General features: G+C 65.1%; 15 protein-coding genes. 13 read left to right on the top strand and 2 right to left on the bottom strand.

What is annotated here, in order from left to right:
* Nucleotides 1-4 precede the first annotated feature (4 nt).
* Both HSDC_RS08965 and olsF read left to right on the top strand, forming a co-directional pair.
* Nucleotides 5-1,330, top strand: coding sequence for a sodium ion-translocating decarboxylase subunit beta (locus tag HSDC_RS08965; protein ID WP_064699587.1), 1,326 nt, complete (start codon nucleotides 5-7; stop codon nucleotides 1,328-1,330).
* 161 nt (nucleotides 1,331-1,491) lie between these two features.
* Entirely contained in the window at nucleotides 1,492-3,279 is a 1,788-nt protein-coding gene (gene olsF / locus HSDC_RS08960) for a bifunctional ornithine lipid synthase OlsF (protein WP_064699586.1), read from the top strand.
* Here the strand turns inward: olsF and HSDC_RS08955 are convergent.
* A complete protein-coding gene (locus tag HSDC_RS08955) occupies nucleotides 3,276-3,896 on the bottom strand; it encodes an IMPACT family protein (RefSeq protein WP_064699585.1) in 621 nt (206 codons plus the stop codon). The genes olsF and HSDC_RS08955 overlap by 4 nt on opposite strands.
* Nucleotides 3,896-4,366 carry a transcriptional repressor LexA gene (lexA, locus tag HSDC_RS08950; protein ID WP_064699584.1) on the bottom strand — a complete coding sequence of 157 codons (471 nt, stop codon included), beginning with the start codon at nucleotides 4,364-4,366 and terminating at the stop codon, nucleotides 3,896-3,898. The genes HSDC_RS08955 and lexA overlap by 1 nt, the downstream gene beginning before the upstream one ends.
* Nucleotides 4,367-4,567: 201 nt before the next feature.
* Here lexA and ccmA point away from each other — a divergent pair, with 201 nt between their 5' ends.
* The 11 genes from ccmA (at nucleotide 4,568) to zipA (ending at nucleotide 16,655) form a co-directional block, all read left to right on the top strand.
* Nucleotides 4,568-5,212 (top strand): cytochrome c biogenesis heme-transporting ATPase CcmA, encoded by a 645-nt coding sequence (gene ccmA, locus HSDC_RS08945; RefSeq protein ID WP_064699583.1) that lies wholly within the window; start codon nucleotides 4,568-4,570, stop codon nucleotides 5,210-5,212.
* Nucleotides 5,199-5,936: a heme exporter protein CcmB gene (ccmB, locus tag HSDC_RS08940; RefSeq protein ID WP_082920012.1), complete on the top strand. Its 738-nt coding sequence runs from the start codon at nucleotides 5,199-5,201 to the stop codon at nucleotides 5,934-5,936. The genes ccmA and ccmB overlap by 14 nt, the downstream gene beginning before the upstream one ends.
* A gap of 15 nt (nucleotides 5,937-5,951) precedes the next feature.
* The gene (locus HSDC_RS08935; RefSeq protein ID WP_064699582.1) at nucleotides 5,952-6,692 is read left to right on the top strand and encodes a heme ABC transporter permease; all 741 of its coding nucleotides are present in this window, start codon (nucleotides 5,952-5,954) and stop codon (nucleotides 6,690-6,692) included.
* On the top strand, nucleotides 6,692-6,892 hold the full coding sequence (gene ccmD, locus HSDC_RS08930; RefSeq protein WP_064699581.1) for a heme exporter protein CcmD: 201 nt from the start codon (nucleotides 6,692-6,694) through the stop codon (nucleotides 6,890-6,892). The genes HSDC_RS08935 and ccmD overlap by 1 nt, the downstream gene beginning before the upstream one ends.
* On the top strand, nucleotides 6,889-7,392 hold the full coding sequence (gene ccmE, locus HSDC_RS08925; RefSeq protein WP_064699580.1) for a cytochrome c maturation protein CcmE: 504 nt from the start codon (nucleotides 6,889-6,891) through the stop codon (nucleotides 7,390-7,392). Before ccmD ends, ccmE begins: the two co-directional genes overlap by 4 nt.
* 12 nt (nucleotides 7,393-7,404) lie before the next feature.
* Nucleotides 7,405-9,408 carry a heme lyase CcmF/NrfE family subunit gene (locus tag HSDC_RS08920; RefSeq protein ID WP_064699579.1) on the top strand — a complete coding sequence of 668 codons (2,004 nt, stop codon included), beginning with the start codon at nucleotides 7,405-7,407 and terminating at the stop codon, nucleotides 9,406-9,408.
* Nucleotides 9,405-9,935, top strand: a complete 531-nt coding sequence (locus tag HSDC_RS08915; RefSeq protein WP_064699578.1) for a DsbE family thiol:disulfide interchange protein — start codon at nucleotides 9,405-9,407, stop codon at nucleotides 9,933-9,935. Before HSDC_RS08920 ends, HSDC_RS08915 begins: the two co-directional genes overlap by 4 nt.
* Nucleotides 9,923-10,432 (top strand): cytochrome c-type biogenesis protein, encoded by a 510-nt coding sequence (locus tag HSDC_RS08910; RefSeq protein WP_064699577.1) that lies wholly within the window; start codon nucleotides 9,923-9,925, stop codon nucleotides 10,430-10,432. The genes HSDC_RS08915 and HSDC_RS08910 overlap by 13 nt, the downstream gene beginning before the upstream one ends.
* Nucleotides 10,429-11,376, top strand: coding sequence for a c-type cytochrome biogenesis protein CcmI (gene ccmI, locus HSDC_RS08905; RefSeq protein ID WP_064699576.1), 948 nt, complete (start codon nucleotides 10,429-10,431; stop codon nucleotides 11,374-11,376). Before HSDC_RS08910 ends, ccmI begins: the two co-directional genes overlap by 4 nt.
* Nucleotides 11,377-11,379: 3 nt before the next feature.
* The gene (smc, locus tag HSDC_RS08900; RefSeq protein ID WP_064699575.1) at nucleotides 11,380-14,874 is read left to right on the top strand and encodes a chromosome segregation protein SMC; all 3,495 of its coding nucleotides are present in this window, start codon (nucleotides 11,380-11,382) and stop codon (nucleotides 14,872-14,874) included.
* 227 nt (nucleotides 14,875-15,101) lie between these two features.
* The gene (gene zipA, locus HSDC_RS08895; protein WP_064699574.1) at nucleotides 15,102-16,655 is read left to right on the top strand and encodes a cell division protein ZipA; all 1,554 of its coding nucleotides are present in this window, start codon (nucleotides 15,102-15,104) and stop codon (nucleotides 16,653-16,655) included.
* Nucleotides 16,656-16,737: the final 82 nt, after the last annotated feature.

Genomic DNA, 16,737 nt, shown 5'->3' with positions numbered 1-16,737 from the left:
ACTCATGACAGACAAGCTATTGACCCTGTGGCACGGCTCCGGGCTTTACAACCTGGACTGGGGCCAGGCCGTGATGATCCTGGTCGGGCTGGGGCTGCTCTACCTGGCGATCAACAAGAAGTTCGAGCCGTTGTTGCTGGTGCCGATCGGCTTTGGCGGCATCCTGGCCAACATTCCCGAGGCAGGGCTGGCCCTGTCGGCCGCCGAGCAGGCCGCCCATCAGGCCGGCCCCGAGGTGCTCGAGCGCCTGGCCTCGGCACTCAAGGTGACGCTGGACCCGGCCGCCGGGATCGAGGGCGCGCGACATCTGGTGAGCGAGGCGCTGCATGGCGATACCTCGCCGGCCCTGGTGAGGGCGGCGAATGACGCGGCGGCCGGTGCCGGCTACGCCCCCGGCATGCTTCATCAGTTCTACAGCGTGGCCATTGCCTCCGGCGTGGCGCCGCTGGTGATTTTCATGGGCGTCGGTGCCATGACCGATTTCGGTCCGCTGCTGGCCAACCCGCGCACCCTCTTCCTGGGGGCCGCCGCGCAGTTCGGCATCTTTGCCACTCTGCTCGGTGCGGTGGGCCTCTCGGCAATGGGCGTGATGGATTTCTCGCTCAAGCAGGCCGCTGCCATCGGCATCATCGGCGGTGCCGACGGGCCGACCTCGATCTATGTCTCGAGCCTGCTGGCGCCGGAGTTGCTGGGCGCCATCGCCGTGGCGTCCTATTCCTACATGGCACTGGTCCCGCTGATCCAGCCGCCGATCATGCGCGCGCTGACCTCGAGTCGCGAGCGCGAGATCACCATGACCCAGCTGCGGCCGGTCTCCAAGCTGGAGAAGATCGTCTTTCCGCTGGCGCTGTTGATCCTGGTCGTGCTCTTCCTGCCCGATGCCGCGCCGCTGCTGGGGATGTTCTGCTTTGGCAACCTGATGCGTGAGTGCGGCGTGGTGGAGCGGCTCTCCGATACCGCCCAGAATGCCCTGATCAACACCGTGACCATCTTCCTCGGGCTTTCGGTGGGTTCCAAGCTGATGGCGGATCGTTTCCTGGCGCTGGAGACGCTGGGTATCCTCGGTCTGGGCATGGTGGCCTTTGCCATCGGTACCGCCTGCGGCATCCTCATGGCCAAGCTGCTCAACCTGGTCAGCAAGCAGTCGATCAATCCGCTGATCGGCTCCGCCGGGGTCTCGGCGGTGCCCATGGCCGCGCGGGTGTCCAACAAGGTGGGGCTGGAGTCCAATCCTCACAACTTCCTGTTGATGCACGCCATGGGGCCCAACGTGGCTGGCGTCATCGGCTCGGCCGTGGCCGCCGGGGTGATGATCAAGTACCTTGGTTGATTCCACCGCCTCTCCTTTTCCACCACCTCTCCATCGCTTGCGATGACGATACGGCGCCCATCGGGCGCCGTATCGCGTTCCGGCTCGCCATCGTCCTGTCATCTTCCGCTCCTAGCCTATAAGGCATCGGCGCTGCGGCGCCCGACTGGAGGGAGTGGCGGATGCTCGATATCGAGGAATCCCTGCTGGGCAAGGCCCCTCGAATCGCGACCTGGCCCGCTTGGGTGAGGGGAGCGCTGGTGGCTGGGCTGCGCCGACTGGTGCACGAGCGTGAGGTCAATGCCTTCCTGGCACGGTACGGGCGACTCGGCTGGCTCGAGTTCATCGACCAGGTCTTCGACTACTTCCGGTTCGGCTATACCCTGTCGTCCCGGGATCGCGACAACATTCCCGCCACCGGCCGGGTGGTCATCGTGGCGAATCATCCCCTGGGGGCCCTGGATGGTCTGGCCCTGCTCCGGATGGTCGCCGAGCTACGACCCGATGTGCGGATCCTCGCCAGCGACCTGTTGCTGCAGATCGCTCCCCTGCGGGAGGTGATCCTGCCGGTGGATAACCTGACCCGGAAGGGCTTTCGCCGCAGCCTCGAGCGCATGATCGGCGCGCTCGAGGAAGACCGTGCGGTGATCGTCTTCCCTGCCGGTGAGGTTTCCCGGGCGGGGCCTGCCGGCGTTCGCGACGGCAAGTGGCTGTCGGGGTTTCTGCATGCCGCGCGTCGTACCAATGCACCGATCCTGCCGGTACATGTCGGGGGCCGCAATTCATCGCGTTTCTATAGCCTGTCGTCAATGCGCGGGCCGCTGGGTACCTTGATGCTGCCCAGCGAAATGTTTCGCCAGCGCGACCGACAGATTCCCTTGCGAGTCGGGGGCCTGATTCCGCTGGCACGCTTCAACCGGGACGACCTGACCACGCCGGTCAAGCTGAAGCTGCTGCGCAAGCATGTCTATCGGCTCGGGCGTGGTCGCAAGGGCGTGTTTGTCAGCGAGACCGGCATCGCCCGTCCGGAAAATCGCCAGCGCCTGCGGGAGGAACTGCGCGAGGCGCGTTGCCTGGGCGAGACGGCGGACGGCAAGCGGATCCTGCTGTTCGACAGCCGGCCCGACTCGGCGGTGATGCGCGAGATCGGCCGCCTGCGCGAGATCACCTTTCGTCGCGTCGGCGAGGGAACCGGCAACAAGCGCGATCTGGACGACTTTGACAACCACTATCGCCACTTGATCCTGTGGGACGATCAGGACCTGGAGATTGCGGGCGCCTACCGGCTCGGCGAGGTCGGCGAGATTCTCGATCGGCTGGGCGTGTCGGGGCTTTACAGCTCGACGATCTTCCAGCTCGAGCCGGCACCCTGGTCGCAGTGGCGTCATGGCCTGGAGCTGGGGCGAAGCTTCGTGCAGCCACGCTACTGGGGGCGCCGCAGCCTGGATTATCTCTGGGTCGGCCTCGGTGCTTACCTGCGCGAGCACCCTGAGGTTCGCTGGCTGTTCGGGCCGGTGACCATTCCCAACCTGATGCCGCCTCTGGCCAAGGAGCTGCTGGTGGGCTATTACCAGCACTACCATGGCGACGGCGACACCCGGATTCGGCCTCGGGCTCCTTTCCGACTGTCGCGAGCCGGGCAGCAGGAAGTGGAGCGGTTGCTGCGGGGTGACGATGCCAAGGAGGATTTCCGGCGTCTGCGCCATGCCCTTCATGCAATGGGCGCCGGCGTGCCGGCGCTCTACAAGCAGTACATCGACGTCGTCGAACCCGGCGGGGCGCGCTTTCTGGCTTTCGGCGTGGATGCCGGCTTCGGCTACTGTACCGACGGACTGGTGGTGGTGGACGTCACGCGCTTGAAACCTGAGAAGCGTGCGCGCTATATCGGCGAGATGGCAGGGCGCGATGCAGGGCGAAACGTGGCGGCTGCCGAACCGGCGGTTTCCGTGTCGTCCGCACTCGGCGACTAAGGCGTGTCGAGCAGGGTCATGCGGCCCTTGAGTCGGGCATTGAGAGGCTCGAGATCTCTTTCCATGTCGCTTGGCCAGCCCAGGGTCAGGATCACGCCATCGGCCTGATAGTCGGCGTGCTCGATGGGGATGTCATGCTCGCCGCACCAGGCGCGGGCCCCGGCTTCGCCAGCGAAGTCGACCCTGAGAGTCAGGGGCCTGCGCTCGATGACCTCGCGCCTGGGCAGGGTGTCGAGGGCCTCGCTGACGGCTTGTGCGTAGGCCCGCGCCAGGCCTCCCGTGCCAAGCTTGATGCCGCCGAAGTAGCGGATGACCACGCAGCCGACTTGCCCGAGTCCGGCGCCTTCCAGCACCTGGAACATGGGGCGGCCAGCGGTGCCGCCGGGTTCGCCGTCGTCGGAGAAGCCGATGGCGTTCTGTTCTCCGGGAGGGCCGGCGATGAAGGCGCTGCAATGGTGACTGGCGCCGGAATGGGTGCGACGAGCCTCGGCCAGCAGGGCCTCGAAGGCCGGCGAGTCCGGGATGTGGGCGGTCCAGGTGATGAACCGGCTGCGCTCGATTTCCAGCTCGGTTTCGTGCCAGGCGCCGTCGGCGATGTCGGGGACAGCGTAACGCATCAGGCGGCGAGGTCCGGTTGGCGCACCACACCCATCACCATGCCCAGTACCTGGATATCGCTGTTGTGCAGGTAGATGGGGGCCATCGACTCATTGGCCGGCTGCAGGCGCACGCCGGACTTCTCGATGTAGAACTTCTTCAGGGTAACCTCCTGATCGTTGATCATCACCACCGCGGTCTCACCGTTCTCGGCGCTCTCGCGACGCTCGATGATAATCACATCCCCATCGAAGATGTTGCAATCGATCATGGAGTTGCCGTGCACACGCAGGGCGTAGGTGTTGCGCCTGACCATGCGCGAAGGCACCTCGATGCTGCCGGCGTCGAGGCAGGCTTCGATGGGCATGCCTGCCGAGACACGGCCAAGCAGGGGAATCTCCACCAGATCCTCGGCGTCGATGGGCGACCAGGAGGCAGCCAGGGGCAGGTTGGGCTGACGGAACAGGTACTGTGCTGTGGAAGTTGGCATGGCGCGACGTCTCTCCGTTGGCGATGACTGTCGATTCATACAGTACTTTGCCAGCATAGCAGGAGACAGGAATCTGGCAAGGGCATTCCGAAAGGCCAGTAATCTGAAAAGTGTGCTCATTTTGATGGCACTTTTGTATACTGGATATGCAAATCTTTTGCGTGTACAGTTTCGGCCAGATTCCCCGGTTCGGAGTACGCCTTGAGCCTCTGCCTGGAAGCCCGAAAGCTGGCCTGTGAACGGGATGATCGTTGGCTGTTTCGCGATCTCGAACTGGTCATCCGCGGTGGCGAGGTCCTGCGTGTCGAAGGGCCCAATGGCAGCGGCAAGACCACTCTGCTCAAGATCCTCTCCGGCCAACTGACAGATTACCGGGGGGAGCTCTTCTGGCAGGAGGAGCCGTTGCGCAAGGCGCGCCGGGACTTTCTCGCCAATCTGCTCTATCTCGGCCACGCTCCAGGCGTCAAGGCGGCCTTGACGCCACTCGAGAATCTGGCCTGGTATCAGGCCCTGGCGGGTGCCGGGAGCGCTGAGGCGGATCGAATGTCGGCCCTGGAGGCGGTAGGGCTGGCAGGGTTCGAAGATCTTCCAGCCGGCCAGCTTTCCGCCGGCCAGCAGCGTCGGGTGGCGTTGGCGCGCCTCGAGTTGACGCCGCGCCCGCTCTGGATCCTCGACGAGCCCTTCACTGCCATCGACCGCGAGGGCGTTGCCGATCTGGAAGCACGCCTGGCAGCGCATGTGCAGGCAGGAGGAAGCGTGGTGCTGACCACGCATCAGGCGCTGCATGTACCGGTACCGATGCGCCGCATACGGCTGGGCGAGGGGCATGGCCATGTCGCGTCCTGAGGCCCGTTCGGCTATCGTGAGCCCTGATCGGGCACGAGGCGTCGACGCCAGCCTCACGTCGGCGCTGTACGCGACCATGCGGCGAGACCTGATACTGCTGCTGAGGCGTCCTGGTGCCGTGCTCAATCCCCTGGCGTTCTTTGCCCTGGTGATCACCCTGTTCCCGATCGGCATCTCGCCGGACCCGGAACTGCTGGCGATCATCGCGCCGGGCCTGCTATGGGTGGCGGCGTTGCTCGCGGCCTTGTTGTCGCTGGATGGCCTGTTTCGCGAGGATGCTGAAGATGGGGCCCTCGAGCAGTTGCTGCTGGCTCCCCATCCCTTGCCGGCATTGGCGTTGGCCAAGGTGGCGGTGCACTGGCTGACGACCGGTCTGCCATTGGCACTGATGGCCCCAGTGCTGGGCGTCATGCTTTCGCTGCCACTCGGCAGCTACGGGGTGCTGGCGTTGTCGCTGGCGCTGGGCAGCGCCACGCTGAGCGTGATCGGCGCCATCGGCGCGGCCTTGACCGTTGGCGTCTCCCGGGGTGGGGTGCTGCTGTCGTTGCTGGTCCTGCCGCTCTATGTCCCCGTGCTGATCTTCGGTGCCGGCGCCGTTCAGGCAGCGATTGCAGGCAGCGGCGTGGCAGCGCACCTGGCCTTGCTTGGCGCCTTGCTGGCGGCAGCCCTGGTGTTTGCGCCCTGGGCAATCGCGGCGTCGCTGCGTATCAGTCTCAACGGTTGAGGTATCGTCACGTCAATGTGGGCCTTCATTCACAAGCTCGGTTCCCCGAAAGTGTTCTATGCCCTCAGCGCGCGTCTGTCGCCCTGGTTCTGGACGGCGGCCGCCGTGCTGATCGGGACCGGGGGCGTCTGGGGGCTGGCCTTCGCACCGGCCGACTATCAGCAGGGTGACAGCTTTCGCATCATCTATGTTCATGTGCCGGCGGCCTTCCTGGCTCAGTCGATCTTCGTCGTCATGGCTCTGGCCGGACTGGTGTTCATGGTCTGGAAGATCAAGCTGGCTGACATGGCGGCCACGGCGATGGCTCCGCTGGGCGCCGGCATGACCTTCGTGGCGCTGTTGTCCGGTGCGGTGTGGGGAGTGCCGACCTGGGGAACCTGGTGGCAGTGGGATGCCCGCCTGACCTCGATGCTGATCCTGTTCTTCTTGTACATCGGCGTGATCGCCCTGCGCGGGGCCTTCGGCAGTCGCAACGCTGGCTCGCGGGCGGCCTCGGTGCTGACCATGGTCGGGGTGATCAATATTCCGATCATCAAGTACTCGGTGGACTGGTGGTACACCCTGCACCAGCCCGCCACCTTTTCCATTACCTCGCGCCCGGCGATGCCCACCGAGATGTGGTTGCCGTTGTTGATCATGGTGCTGGGCTTCTATAGCTTCTTCATCGCCGTGACCTTGACGCGAACACGCAACGAAATCCTGCGTCGCGAGTCTTCCAAGCGTTGGGTGCGCGACCTGGTCGGGGAGGCTGGCTGATGGCTTTCGATTCGCTCGCCGCCTTTTTATCCATGGGCGGTTACGCACCCTATGTCTGGCCCGCCTACGGCGCCACCCTGCTGTTGCTGCTCGGTGTGGTATGCCACCTGAGCCTGGAGCGTCGACGGCTGTGGCGCGAGCTGCGTCGCCGCGCGAGACGCGAGCGGCACCAGTCGCGAGACGGAGGAACGACGCCATGAGAGCCAGACGCAAGCAGAGGTTGCTTGTCATTCTTGGCCTGGTCGCCCTGGTGGCGATTGCCGTGGGGCTGACGCTCTATGCCTTGCGCAGCAATATCAACCTGTTCTTCAGTCCGGTGCAGATCGTGGCTGGGGAAGCGCCACTGGAACGCCAGATTCGTGCCGGTGGCATGGTCAAGGAAGGTTCCGTGACGCGCGATCCGGAAAGCCTGGACGTGACCTTCAGCGTTACCGATTACGTCGAAGAGGTTCGCGTGCACTACAACGGCATCCTGCCTGATCTGTTCCGCGAGGGGCAGGGCGTGGTGGTGGTCGGTCGGCTGCAACCCGAGGGCTGGGTACGCGCCGACAAGGTGCTGGCCAAGCACGACGAGAACTACATGCCGCCTGAGGTGGCTGAGGCCCTGGAGGAGGCCGGCTATGCGCCGGAGGACTATCAGGACAAGGCCGCCGAGGTGGGAGAACGGCTGGACGCCGAGCGGCGTGCCGGCCAGGAGTGATGCGGAGTCGCCATGCTGATCGAGATGATCCCCGAGATTGGCCATTTCGCCTTGGTCATCGCCCTGCTGATGGCGGTGGTGCAGGCGTTTGTGCCGCTGGCCGGGGCGGCAACGCGTCGGCCGTTGTGGATGGCCTATGCCCGCCCCATGGCGACCGGCCAGTTCGCCTTTTTGATCGTGGCCTACGCCTGCCTGACGGCCAGCTATCTGCTGGATGACTTCAGCGTGGCCACGGTGGCCAACAACTCGAACTCGATGCTGCCCTGGTACTACAAGTTCAGCGCTGTCTGGGGCAACCACGAGGGTTCGGTGCTGTTGTGGAGCCTGATCCTCGGCGCCTGGACCTATGCCGTCTCGCATTTTTCCCGGGAGCTGCCCCGGGACATGCTGGCCCGGGTACTGGGCGTGATGGGGCTGATCAGCACGGGTTTCTTGACGTTCGTGCTGGTGACTTCCAACCCCTTCGCGCGGCTGTTGCCCAATGTGCCGACCGATGGTGCCGACCTGAACCCGCTGCTGCAGGATATCGGCCTGATCATCCACCCGCCGATGCTCTACATGGGGTATGTCGGCTTCTCGGTGGTCTTCTCCTTCGCCATCGCGGCCCTGATGGGCGGCCGTCTGGACGCGGCTTGGACACGCTGGGCGCGACCCTGGACCAATGTGGCCTGGGCCTTTCTCACCGTAGGAATCGCACTGGGTAGCTGGTGGGCCTACTACGAGCTCGGCTGGGGCGGCTGGTGGTTCTGGGACCCGGTGGAGAATGCCTCGTTGCTGCCCTGGCTGGCTGGCACTGCGCTCATCCACTCCCTGGCGGTGACCGAGAAGCGGGGTGCCTTCAAGAGCTGGACGGTGCTGCTGGCCATTTCAACCTTCTCGCTGTCGTTGCTGGGCACCTTCCTGGTGCGTTCAGGCGTGCTCACCTCGGTGCATGCCTTCGCCAACGATCCATCGCGGGGGCTCTTCATCCTGGTGCTGCTGGGTATCACCGTGGGGGCGTCCTTGCTGCTGTTCGCGTTGCGCGCTCCAAGAGTCGGCCATCGGGTGGGCTTTACCTGGCTGTCTCGCGATGCCTTGTTGCTGATCAACAACATCCTGCTGGTGGTCATGACGATCACGGTACTGCTGGGGACCCTCTACCCGTTGCTGCTCGATGCCTTCGGGCTCGGCAAGATCAGCGTGGGGCCGCCTTACTTCAATGCCCTCTTCGTGCCGCTGACGGTGCTTCTCTGCATCTTCATGGGCCTGGGGCCGCTGGCGCAGTGGAAGCGCATGAGCGTTCGCGTCCTCTGGCGTCGCACCTGGCTGGCCGGTGGCATGGCCCTGGTCATTGCCGGAGCCGTTCCACTGCTGTACGACGGCGAGTGGAATCTGCAGGTTTCGCTGGGGCTGGTGGTGGCGTTGTGGATCGTACTGCCGATGCTGCGTGGGCTGCTGGACAAGACGCGCCGCGGGCCCTCGCGGATGGCTGCCCTGCGCAAGCTGTCGCTGGCCTACTGGGGCATGCTGCTGGCGCATCTGGGCGTGGCCGTGACCATTGTCGGGGTCAGCGTGGTGGCCAACTACTCCATCGAGCGCAATGTCCGCATGGGCGTCGGCGATACGGCTAGTCTGGCCGGCTATACCTTTACCTTGACCGAGCTCGCCGAGCGCCGCGGACCCAATTTCGTCGCCGATACGGCGCGCCTCGAGGTGCAACGAGGCGATAATGACCGGCATTTCGTGATGATGCCGGAGAAGCGCCTGTATCTCGCCACCGGCATGCCGATGACCGATGTAGCCCTGCGCCCGGGGCCACTGCGTGACCTCTACGTGGCCATGGGCGAGAAGCTGGAAGATGGTAGCTGGGCCTTGCGGCTCCAGTACAAGCCCCTGGTACGCTGGCTGTGGTTGGGTGGCCTGTTGATGGCGATCGGCGGGCTGCTGGCGGTGATCGATCGTCGCTATCGTCGTGCGGTGACGGCCCGTGACCCGGAGCGTGCTGCCCTCGAGGACTCGCGGGAGGTCAGTGCATGAAGCGTCGAGTGCTACTGTTGTTGCCGTTGTTGGGATTTCTCGTGCTGGGCGCTGTCTTGTATCGCGGTTTGTCGATGGACCCATCGAACCGTGATTCGGCCATGGTGGCCCGGGATTTCCCCGAATTCGAATTGACCACCCTGGCCGACCCCGAGCGCCGAGTGGATGCCTCGTTGCTGAAAGGGGAGGTGACCCTGGTCAATGTCTGGGGAGAATGGTGCCCGACCTGCAAGCAGGAAATGCCCCAGCTGCTCGAGCTGGCCGAGCGTGGCGTACGGCTGGTGGGGGTCGACTACAAGGATACCCGAGCCAAGGGGCGCGCCTTTCTGGACGAGTTCGGCGATCCCTTCGAGGTCAACATCTTCGATCCGGAAGGTAGCCTGGGCTTCGATCTCGGCGTCTATGGCGCGCCGGAGACCTTCCTGGTCGACGCCGAGGGGGTGATCCGCTATCACCATACTGGCTATATCGCTCCTGACGATGTCTCCCGCGTGATCATGCCGGAGGTGGAAAAATGGCGCGACTGAATGTCTGGCTGTTGATCCTGCTGGCGGCGCTGTCGCTGCCGACCCTGGCCGCCGTCGAGGTACGCCAGTTCGACGACCCGGTCATGGAGCAGCGCTATCGCGACCTCACCGCGACGCTGCGTTGCCCCAAGTGCCAGAATCAGTCGATCGGCGATTCCGATTCTCCCATCGCCGGCGACATGCGAGAGCGCGTCTACCAGCAGTTGCAGCAGGGGCGGTCGGACAAGGAAATTCTCGACTTCATGGTGCACCGCTTCGGTGACTATGTGCTTTATAATCCACGCCTGGAGGGACGTACCCTCTTGCTGTGGGGCTTGCCCGCAGCCCTGGTGCTGCTCGGCGTCGTGCTGGTGCTCATGCTGGTGCGGGCCCGGCGCCACGTTGCGGCGCGCGGGCTCAGCGAGGCGGAGCGTGCCCGACTCGATGCCCTGGTTCACCGCCAGGGCGTGGATCGAGACACCCATCAAGACACCGTTCACGACAAGAGGAACGAATGACCCAGCTCTGGTTCGCCTTCGCCCTGCTGTTGCTGCCGGCCTTGTGGTTGTTGATCCTTCCGCTCCGTCGGGCGGAGGGGGTGCGGGCAGCCCAGCAGGTCGCCGAGGCGAACGAACTCGATGTCGAGCAGAATCTCGCGATCTATCGTCGCCGCCTGGCATCGCTGGAAGCGGCGAGGGAGCGGGGAGACATCGGCGACGAGCGCTTCGAGGAAGACCGGCTGGAGCTGGAGCGCAGTCTGCTCGAGGATACCGAACGGGCGAACCGCCGCCCCTTGAAGTCGGCCTTGTCGGGCCGTCTGCTGGTGCCGATCGCGATGATCTTCCTGGTGGTGGCCAGCGTGTTCTGGTACCGCCAACAAGGGGCCGAGGGCGACCTGGCGTTGCGTGCCGCGCAGCAGCAGGTCCTGCAGCAACCCGATGCCTCGGTGAGCGAGCTGGTCGAGGCACTCGAGCAACAGGCTGCACGCCAGCCGGAGAATGCCAATGTCTGGCGCTCGCTGTTCCCCCTCTATCGTGACACCGGACGGGTCGCGGAGGCCGAGTCGGCCCTGCACCGCTTGATCGAACTGGAAGGCCGGCAGCCCGCGCTGCTGGCCGAGCTGGCGCAGTTGCGCTACTTCGCCGAGGGCCGCACGCTGGGCGAGGATACCCAGGCACTGGTCGACGAGGTGCTCGCCGAGGCGCCCGACCAGCCCACGATATTGGGCATGCTGGGTATCGAGGCGTTCGAGAACGGCGAGTACCGGCTGGCCATCGACCGCTGGCGCCGGGCCATTGCCGGCATGAGCGACAACCGTTCCGCCGAGGCCCTGCGCCAGGGCATCGAGACCGCCCAGCGTCGGCTGGCGGCTGCCGGGGAAGCGAGCGACGAGGAACGACGCAACATGACATCGGGGAAGAACGAGTCGCCCGATGCCGTCATCGACAAGGTAGTCGAATAATTCATGCGCCTGACATCCATTCGCCTGGCTGGCTTCAAGTCCTTCGTCGATCCCATCAGCGTTCCCTTCGATGGCAACATGACGGCCATCGTCGGGCCCAACGGCTGTGGCAAGTCCAACATCATCGATGCCGTGCGCTGGGTCATGGGGGAATCCTCGGCCAAGACCCTGCGTGGCGAGTCGATGGCCGACGTCATCTTCAATGGCTCCACCGGCCGTAAGCCGGTGGGCCAGGCCTCCATCGAGCTGATGTTCGACAACCGTGACGGCTCCATGGGCGGTCCCTACGCCCAGTATGCCGAGATCTCGGTGAAGCGTCAGGTCACCCGTGAGGGGCAGTCCAGCTACTTCTTCAATGGTCAGAAGTGTCGGCGTCGGGACATCGCTGACCTGTTTCTCGGCACCGGCCTGGGGCCGCGCTCCTATGCCATCATCGGGCAGGGCATGATCTCGCGGTTGATCGAATCGCGTCCGGAGGAATTGCGCGCGACCCTCGAGGAAGCGGCCGGCATCTCCAAATACAAGGAGCGTCGTCGCGAGACCGAGAATCGCATGCGTCGTACCCAGGAGAACCTCGAGCGCCTGGAGGACATCCGCGAAGAACTGGACAAGCAGCTGGAGAAGCTCAAGCGCCAGGCCGACGCGGCGCGACGCTACCAGACGCTCAAGCAGGAAGAGTACCAGCTCAAGGGAGAGCTGGCGCTGCTGCGCGGCCGTGCCCTGAAAGCCAGTCAGGACGAGGAGCAAGCACGGGTCGGTGAGCTCGAGACCGCCGTGGAGCGTGAAGTGCTGGGCCTTCGCCAATGCGAGACGCGTCTGGAAGAGGCCCGGGCGGAACATGATCGCCTGGCGTCCGAACTCGAGGGATACCAGGCGCGCTTTCATGAAACCACCACCGCGATCGCTCGTCTGGAGCAGGATCTCGAACATACCCGCGCCCGAGACCAGCAACTGGCCCGCGACCTGGAAAGCGCCCGCCGTGAACTGCATGACCTGAAGCAGGTGGGCGAGGACGACGGTGAACGTCTGGCCCGGCTCGACGAGCGTCTCGAGACCCTGGGGCCCGAGCAGGAAGAGGTGGCCGAGCAGCTTGCCGAGTTGGAAGCCGCCCTTGAGGAAGCCGAACCCCTTGCCGAGGAGGCCGGTGCTGCCTGGGAAGCCTTCGGCGAGCGCTGGCAGGAGGATAGCCGTGAGGCCGAGCGCGCCCAGGACCGCCTGCGCGAGCAGGAGTCGCGGCTCGAGCGCATCGAGGAGGACGCGCGCAAGCGCCGCCAGCAGCGCGAGGAACTTCCCGACATTGCAGCACTCGAAGCCCAGCGAAGCGAGGTCACGGAACGCCTGGCCGAGCTCGAGGAGCGGCTGGCGTCCAGCGAGGAGCGACGCGAGACCTGGCAGGAGAGCCGCGATGCCGCCCGTGAGCGGGTTCGCGACGCCGAAGAGGCACGGGAGCTCGAACGCCAGCGGCGCAGTACCTTGCAGGGCGAGCTGGCTTCCCTCGAGGCCCTGATTCAGGCAGCGCTCGCCGATCATGATGAGCACCTGGATGCCCACCTGGCCGAGCATGGCCTGGAAGGCAGCGCTCGGCTCGGCGAGCGGCTCGATGTCACGCCGGGCTGGGAAGATGCGGTCTCCTGGGTGCTGGCGCCCTGGCTCAAGGCGCGCGTGGCCTCGCCGGACGATGGCGCCCGTGTTCTCGCCCCCGAACTGAACGCCGAACTGGGGTTGCTGTCAGGAGAGGAGCGTTTGGCGCCGCCCGGCAGCCTCGCCGCCGAGGTGTCGGGGGCCGGGGCGGCAACCCAGTGGCTGGCGACGATTCGCTGCGCTGCCTCGCGGGAGGAAGCCTGGGCCGGCCAGGCATCTCTGGCGCCCGGCGAGAGCCTGATCACTGCCGATGGCCTCTGGGTGGGCGACGGCTGGGCCCGGCATCGAGGCGGTGAGGAGGGCCCCGATGCCTTGCTGGTCAGCCGCCGTCGCGAGGCCGAGGTACGCGAGGAGCTGGCGGCGGTGGAAGCACGGCTCGACGCGCTGGAGGCTCGGCTCGCCGAGGCCAACGAGGAGGTCGAGCGGGCCGAATCCGGTCTGGAGGAGGTCCGTATCGAGCAGCGTGACCTGGATCAGCAGCGTCAGCAGCTGGCCGTCCAGGACAGCGGGCTGGCCAGTCGTCTCGAACATCTCCAGGGCCGAGCCGCCGAGCTTGCCGAGGAAGTCGAGGGGCTGGAGGCGTCCGCCGAGGAAACGCGCCTGGCCATCGAGGAAACGCGGGAACACTGGCAGGCCGCGATGGCTCGGCTCGAGGAAGGTGCCGAAACGCGCGAGCGTCTGGAGCGGGAGCGCCGCGAGGCGCGCGAACGGCTGACATCGTTGCGGTCGCGACAGCGTCCTCTCGCCGAGCAGTCCCAGCGCCTGGCGCTGGAGCATCAACGCCTGACCACCGAACGTGCGGGTCTGGCGGAACAGCAGGGACGTTCCGGCGAGGCCCGCCAGCGTCTCGAGCAGCGCTGCGCCGAACTGGAAGAGGAACGCGAAGGACTGCATGAGCCCGATGAGGAACGCCGTGAACGGCTCGACGAGTTGTTGCATCGTCGCGAGCGCGAGGAGCGAGAGCTCAACGAGGCCCGCTCTCGTGCGGCCTCCCTGGTCGAACGGCTACGCGAGGATGAACAGGCGCGCCAGACCCATGAACGCCAGCTCGAGGGCATTCGCGAACGCCTGCAGGAATCGCGCATGCAGGTCCAGGCCCTGGCCCTCAAGGCCGAGGCCCAGGACGAGCAGCTAGGTGAGCTGGGACACGATGCCGCTGCCCTGGCCGAGTCGCTGGACCCGAATGCCACCGAATCCGCCTGGCAGACGCGGCTGGAGGAGGTCGGCGAGCGTATCCGCCGGCTCGGCGCGATCAACCTCGCGGCCATCGAGGAATACGACCAGCAGGCCGAGCGGCGCGATTATCTCGAGGCCCAGCATGTTGAACTCAGCGAGGCGCTGGAGACCCTGGATCGGGCGATCCGGCGTATCGATCAGGAAACCCGGACGCGTTTTCGCGATACCTTCGAGCGAGTCAATACGGGTCTGCAGACACTTTTTCCCAAGATCTTCGGCGGCGGGACCGCATGGTTGACCTTGACCGGCGACGATTTGCTGGAGACCGGGGTCGCCATCATGGCCAGGCCACCGGGCAAGAAGAACAGCACCATTCATCTACTCTCCGGGGGAGAAAAGGCACTGACTGCGTTGGCCATGGTTTTTGCTATCTTCCAACTCAATCCGGCACCCTTCTGCATGCTGGATGAAGTGGATGCACCATTGGATGATGCCAATGTGGGACGCTATGCCAAGCTGGTTAAGGAAATGTCGGAGTCGGTCCAGTTCATCTATATCACCCACAACAAGATTGCCATGGAAGCGTCGGAGCGACTGATGGGGGTGACCATGCAGGAGCCCGGGGTCTCACGTCTGGTTTCGGTGGGCGTCGAGGAGGCGGCGGCCCTTGCCGAGGCGTGATGAGGCTTGAACGATAATGGTGAAAGGGTTTACAAGGAAGGTAACAATGTTGCATTGCAGGTACGTACAGGGATTGATGAAGGGCGATTGCGCAGGGCCTTGTCGACACTCGGTGAAAAAAATCCGAGCTTGACAAACAAAAAAAGTGGTCCTTTTTCGGGCAATCGCGCTATGCTGTTGTCGAACAACCTTCAGGCATGGCGCCTTAGCAAAAGGCATGACGACCCATGGAACTTAGAGAGTGGCTGATCATTCTTGGGCTGGCATTGGTGACCCTCATCGTGATCGATGGGGTGCGCCGCCTCCAGCGCCAACGTCAGGTGCCGCGTCTTGACCGGGCCGGTTCAGAGCCGGCGGACGGTATGACGGCGGATTCCGATGAAGACCCAGAGGCGGCGGCGCGCGAGGCCGAGCTGAGCTGGGAACTGCCCAACGGAGGGGCGCGTGTCGTCAGGCCGGCTGAGCAGGCGGCGGTGCAGCCCAAGCCGAAATTGCAACGACAGGATCACCCGGGCCCCTCCAGGGTGCTTTCCGAGTTCCGGCGTCAGCGTCGGGATGACGATGACGTGGCCCCGGAGGTCGGAGACGTGTCGGCTCGCCCGGCATCGAGCGTTGCTGCCGATCCCGGCCCCCGTGACGCCGAACCGCAAGCGGAGGCACACGAGGAGGTTGCCACGCCGCATGCCGATGTGGCGGCGAAGCGTGAAGCGCGCAGCGACGATGGGGCGCGGCGCGAGCCCGCGCTTGGCCTCGAGGATGGAGCCAGGGATGAGCGGACTTCGGAGAACGATCGCCAGCCGGCTGAAAGCATGTCCGAGCCTCTGGCGGCCGATCCCGACGATCACGAGACCTATCACGACGATGACGAACGATATCGTCTGGTCGATCTCGAGGGCATGGGCGATTCGCTGAAGAGCGGTTCGCGGCGAGTGGGCGCTTCCATGCATCGGTTCGGTTCCTCCTTGCAGAAGACCCTCGCCGAACGTCGCGACCAGAAGCGCCAGGAGAGAGAGCGCAAGGAACAGGAACGCGCGGAACGCAAGCAGCGTGAGCAGGCCGAACGCGAGGAACAGGCGCGTCGCGAGCGCGAGGAGGCCGAGGCCAGTGCGGCTCGCGAGGCAGAACGTCGTCGCTTCGAGGCCGAAACCGCCGAACATCATGATCCCTTGTTCGGTGATGACGCCGCAGCCTCACGCTATCACGACGAGGACGCACCAGCCTCGACCGAAACGGCGGAAGTGCCGCAGGACGATGATGTGGTCAAGGCGCATCCGGTGCTGGAAAAGGCCATGCGCCACGACGTGAGCGCCGAGCATGCCCGCCAGGCCCTGAGTCACGCCGAGGAGATCATCGTCATCAGCGTGATGTCGCGCGAGGAGCGGGGATTCTCCGGGGCGGCCCTGCTGGACCTGATGCTGGCCTGCGGTCTGCGTTACGGCCGCGACATGGGCATCTTCCATCGCTTCGAGACCGAGGATGCCGAGAGTCCGCTGCAATTCTCCATGGTCAATGTGGTCAAGCCGGGGACCTTCCCCATCCATTCCATGGATGACTTTCACACGCCGGGCGTTACCCTGTTGATGCCTCTGCCGAGCGCCACCGACACCTCAGCGGCCTTCGAGGCGATGGTCGAGACGGCCATGGTCATCGTCCGTCACCTGGGCGGCGAATTGAAGGACGAGAACATGAGCGTGATGACGGCGCAGACGGTGGAATTCGCCCGACAGCGTGTGCAGGAGTTCGAACGCCGCAATCGACTGCATCGTTATCAGGTAAACTAACGACCGGGCTGCGCCCGGAGCTGCAAGCTTGACGCTTGGAGCTGGAAGAAGACCACCTCCGTAGCCTTGCTACGGAGGTGGT

Origin of the sequence: Halomonas caseinilytica (assembly GCF_001662285.1) — a bacterium.
In the GTDB taxonomy this organism is placed as follows: domain Bacteria; phylum Pseudomonadota; class Gammaproteobacteria; order Pseudomonadales; family Halomonadaceae; genus Halomonas; species Halomonas caseinilytica.
This window is presented reverse-complemented; position numbering and strand designations above follow the sequence as displayed.

Excerpts from the sequence above, each read along its gene's own strand:
- HSDC_RS08965 (WP_064699587.1), top strand. The coding sequence starts at position 5 with ATGACAGACAAGCTATTGACCCTGTGGCACGGCTCCGGGCTTTACAAC.
- olsF (WP_064699586.1), top strand. The coding sequence starts at position 1,492 with ATGCTCGATATCGAGGAATCCCTGCTGGGCAAGGCCCCTCGAATCGCG.
- HSDC_RS08955 (WP_064699585.1), bottom strand. The coding sequence starts at position 3,896 with ATGCGTTACGCTGTCCCCGACATCGCCGACGGCGCCTGGCACGAAACC.
- lexA (WP_064699584.1), bottom strand. The coding sequence starts at position 4,366 with ATGCCAACTTCCACAGCACAGTACCTGTTCCGTCAGCCCAACCTGCCC.
- ccmB (WP_082920012.1), top strand. The coding sequence starts at position 5,199 with ATGTCGCGTCCTGAGGCCCGTTCGGCTATCGTGAGCCCTGATCGGGCA.
- HSDC_RS08935 (WP_064699582.1), top strand. The coding sequence starts at position 5,952 with ATGTGGGCCTTCATTCACAAGCTCGGTTCCCCGAAAGTGTTCTATGCC.
- ccmD (WP_064699581.1), top strand. The coding sequence starts at position 6,692 with ATGGCTTTCGATTCGCTCGCCGCCTTTTTATCCATGGGCGGTTACGCA.
- ccmE (WP_064699580.1), top strand. The coding sequence starts at position 6,889 with ATGAGAGCCAGACGCAAGCAGAGGTTGCTTGTCATTCTTGGCCTGGTC.
- HSDC_RS08920 (WP_064699579.1), top strand. The coding sequence starts at position 7,405 with ATGCTGATCGAGATGATCCCCGAGATTGGCCATTTCGCCTTGGTCATC.
- HSDC_RS08915 (WP_064699578.1), top strand. The coding sequence starts at position 9,405 with ATGAAGCGTCGAGTGCTACTGTTGTTGCCGTTGTTGGGATTTCTCGTG.
- HSDC_RS08910 (WP_064699577.1), top strand. The coding sequence starts at position 9,923 with ATGGCGCGACTGAATGTCTGGCTGTTGATCCTGCTGGCGGCGCTGTCG.
- ccmI (WP_064699576.1), top strand. The coding sequence starts at position 10,429 with ATGACCCAGCTCTGGTTCGCCTTCGCCCTGCTGTTGCTGCCGGCCTTG.
- smc (WP_064699575.1), top strand. The coding sequence starts at position 11,380 with ATGCGCCTGACATCCATTCGCCTGGCTGGCTTCAAGTCCTTCGTCGAT.
- zipA (WP_064699574.1), top strand. The coding sequence starts at position 15,102 with ATGGAACTTAGAGAGTGGCTGATCATTCTTGGGCTGGCATTGGTGACC.